The 2,808-nt window shown below is 60.5% G+C and carries 5 protein-coding genes and 1 tRNA gene; 1 reads left to right on the top strand and 5 read right to left on the bottom strand.

Annotated elements, in window-relative coordinates; translation table 11 throughout:
• Positions 1-52: 52 nt before the first annotated feature.
• A tRNA-Val gene (locus GXY47_06340) sits at positions 53-127 on the top strand.
• 144 nt (positions 128-271) lie between these two features.
• On the opposite strand, the gene GXY47_06335 is transcribed toward GXY47_06340, so the two are convergent.
• The 5 genes from GXY47_06335 to GXY47_06315 all read right to left on the bottom strand — a co-directional run.
• The gene (locus GXY47_06335) at positions 272-457 is read right to left on the bottom strand and encodes a hypothetical protein (GenBank protein NLV30760.1); all 186 of its coding nucleotides are present in this window, start codon (positions 455-457) and stop codon (positions 272-274) included.
• Between the two features lie 103 nt (positions 458-560).
• Positions 561-890: a hypothetical protein gene (locus tag GXY47_06330; protein ID NLV30759.1), complete on the bottom strand. Its 330-nt coding sequence runs from the start codon at positions 888-890 to the stop codon at positions 561-563.
• Positions 891-1,746: 856 nt separating this feature from the next.
• Positions 1,747-1,986, bottom strand: a complete 240-nt coding sequence (locus tag GXY47_06325; GenBank protein ID NLV30758.1) for a hypothetical protein — start codon at positions 1,984-1,986, stop codon at positions 1,747-1,749.
• Between the two features lie 9 nt (positions 1,987-1,995).
• Positions 1,996-2,223: a hypothetical protein gene (locus GXY47_06320; GenBank protein ID NLV30757.1), complete on the bottom strand. Its 228-nt coding sequence runs from the start codon at positions 2,221-2,223 to the stop codon at positions 1,996-1,998.
• 136 nt (positions 2,224-2,359) lie between these two features.
• On the bottom strand, positions 2,360-2,808 hold a 449-nt coding region (locus tag GXY47_06315), incomplete at its 5' end, for a hypothetical protein (protein ID NLV30756.1).

Below are 2,808 nucleotides of genomic sequence, written 5' to 3'. Positions count from 1 at the left end.
GGAATTTACCGGTTGGAATAATGGGTTAAGTCGCGTAATATCACCTCACAACGGGCGGTTAGCTCAGCGGCAGAGCATCGGTCTTACACACCGGGGGCCACTGGTTCAAATCCAGTACCGCCCACCATTCAAAAATAAAGAGTTACAGAGATTTTCCCCCCTCCCCAAAAAGCCCGAAAATGAGCCGTAAGTGCGTGGTAAGTGCAGGGGCTTTGCCAATAAAAAAGGGCCCGGTTTCCCGGGCCCGGTTTGCATCAACAATTTCCCTTTCCTACGGCTCCGCCTTCATTCTCCGCTGTAGCAGCCGGAGCTTTTCAACCGCCATGCCCATTAGAAAAAAATCCTGCCGCTTCCCGGCCAGTGCAATCAACCGCGCGATAGCTTCGGACGCCCGCTGTAATTCACAGGGCGTCAGTTGGCTTACAATCATCGGGGCGTTGTCGGCAAGGTCTATCATCGGGCACCCCCGCAGACGAGACCTATCATGAATCCAAGCGCCAGCCCGGCAATAAACGCCCACTTGCATTGACCCCTCACGCCGATCCGGTAGCAGAGCGGGGTCATGCTGCACCCCCTTTCACCGCTAGGGTGTCGCCGATGTCCGAAAGAAGCTCGGCGTGCTCCTTCAGCCTATTGATGATTTCCCGCATGAAAAGAGAGAGCCCCGCGACAACCGGGTTGTCCTCATCCAGCGCGGAAAGGTCATACAGGCAGTCCAGATACTCGGCCATGTGCCCGATATCATCGGAGATCCTTTCCAGGTGCGGGACGGGGTTCGGATCGGCAAAGGGAAACCTGTCGGTCGCCCGTGCTGTAAGGGTGATTATGGGTCGGTTTTTGGGTTCTGCGCGTACTGCGGAAATGGTAGATTTCTTTACAGCCTTGCTCATGGTGCCTCCATGTGCAGGGTTAGGAATCGGTTCGGGTTGCGCCCCGGGCCGGTTCCGCTCTCTGCGGGTTTTACTTCGGTTTGGGTTGTTGTTGCGCTGTCCTCCAGGTGATTGTGTATCTCCCCGGATTATCGGCGTCCGTGTTGTATGTCCCCTCGAGAAGCCCTCTTTGGCACAACGAACCGCAGGCCCGGATAACCGAGGACGCCAGTTGTTTTCGCGGCGCTCTTTCGTTGAGTAGCTCGCGTTCGATAAGCTCCTCCACGAGTTCGCGCGTGATGAGCCCTCCGCCCGAATTTTTATAGACGAGCGCCTTTTCTGTGCCGTCAAGGATTCCAAGGATCGTTTTCTGAAGAACACCCAATCCCCTGCTCATAAGTGTATGGTATATACCCTACAATTAAACCCGTCAACCCCTTTTTTCACTTTACGATATAAAGCAAACTACCCATTGCTTGCCGTCTCTGCCGGTGCGCGTGGCTGGAGCCGGGGTGGCATTTAATGCCACCTCCGGCGCGGTCCATCCCCGGCTTTCGCGCGGAGTCGGCATTGATCGGGCCTTGCCGTCTGCGCCGATGCGCTTGGGGGGTTCGGGGGAACTGCTCTCGGAGAGCAGTTGACATTCGCGCCTGACATTGAGGACGAGGGTTCCGCCGACCTGACACGCCTCCGCAATCCTCCGGTCGCTCCTTCGCTTGGGCTTCACGCTGTCGCGTACTTTGCCCCGGAAAGCCTCGCCAGCCGTCGTTTGCCGCACCAGAAACGACGATCTCGGGTCAACCCATACCTAGGTATGCCCCCGGGGGTTTTGGCCGTAGAATTGCCCACAGGACAGCGCCCCCGGGAGAAAGACGGGTCACCAGACGATGAAACCGCTTTTGTTTTTCAAAAGGTTGCTATCGCCGACGATCCGCATAACCGCCAGCCGGTCCATGCCGACCAACGTTTTGTCCTCAAGCAGCCGCCGGAAAATGGTTCCGGGCTTTTCGCCCGGGCCAGCCGGGACGGACCGGATCCTCTGCCCGCCGCGAAGCAGGGTCGCCCCGCCGCCGGGATCGATTTTCAGTTCGTAGCCATTGCCCATTTCGATAATCATGTTTTCTCCTTAAAGGTAGCTGATCCGGCTCGCCTCGGCATCGACGCCGCGCGACGGGGACCAGACAAGCGAAACGATTACGTTTTCCGCGTTTTTCGACCGGCGCCGCTGTCGGCCCCAGTGCCGGACAAACCGCCGGACCTGGCGACATATGGCGTCGTCGACGAGCGTAACGCCCATCGTCCGAAACAAGCCGCCCAAGTTGTCAATCGGGCCGGTCCAGTACGTCAGTCGCATGATCGTTCTCCGGGAGTGCCGGCGGGGGTGGTTGACGAGCACCCCCGCCGGCGGGTGTGCCGGGACGCGCCGTCAAGCCGCCCCTGCACGGTGGGCCACTTGGCCCGATGGACCGGGAACGCCCCGGCCCAAGGTGTTAGCGCTTCTCCAACCAGTCGGACAGGCGCGGGGGGCTGAACCTGTCCGGCGGATGCGGGACGCCATAGGCGACACTCTCAACCTTCGGCAATTTCCACGCGCAAAGCTCCGCATACACGGGCGCGAAGGCGCCCTCGATCTGCCGGAGGGGAAGCCGCCGATTCGCCATGTCCTCCAGCTTGCGCCGGGCGGGCTGGCATTTGGCCACCAGACGCGGGTCGGCATCGCCGTAATCGCGAATGATCTGGGCCAACCAAGAGGACGCCGCGCTAATGAAGTGCCGGTCGAAGTCGAGCATGGTCCGCAATGCCTCGCGGTAGGGCTCCTCGGCCCCGGCCAGGACGCGGTCCCGCTCGGCCCTGGCCCGGGCAACCTCGGCGTCCAGCGCCTCGATTCGCGCCTGGGGAACGCCGTCGCACAGGCTCCCCGCCGCGTGACGGTGAAGAG

This window comes from Acidobacteriota bacterium (assembly GCA_012729555.1).
Lineage (GTDB): Bacteria > Acidobacteriota > UBA6911 > UBA6911 > UBA6911 > UBA6911.
Note: the sequence above shows the minus strand (reverse complement) of the source record. Positions and strands in the feature narration are given on the sequence as shown.

Excerpts from the sequence above, each read along its gene's own strand:
- GXY47_06325 (NLV30758.1), bottom strand. The coding sequence starts at position 1,986 with ATGATTATCGAAATGGGCAATGGCTACGAACTGAAAATCGATCCCGGC.
- GXY47_06330 (NLV30759.1), bottom strand. The coding sequence starts at position 890 with ATGAGCAAGGCTGTAAAGAAATCTACCATTTCCGCAGTACGCGCAGAA.
- GXY47_06335 (NLV30760.1), bottom strand. The coding sequence starts at position 457 with ATGATAGACCTTGCCGACAACGCCCCGATGATTGTAAGCCAACTGACG.
- GXY47_06320 (NLV30757.1), bottom strand. The coding sequence starts at position 2,223 with ATGCGACTGACGTACTGGACCGGCCCGATTGACAACTTGGGCGGCTTG.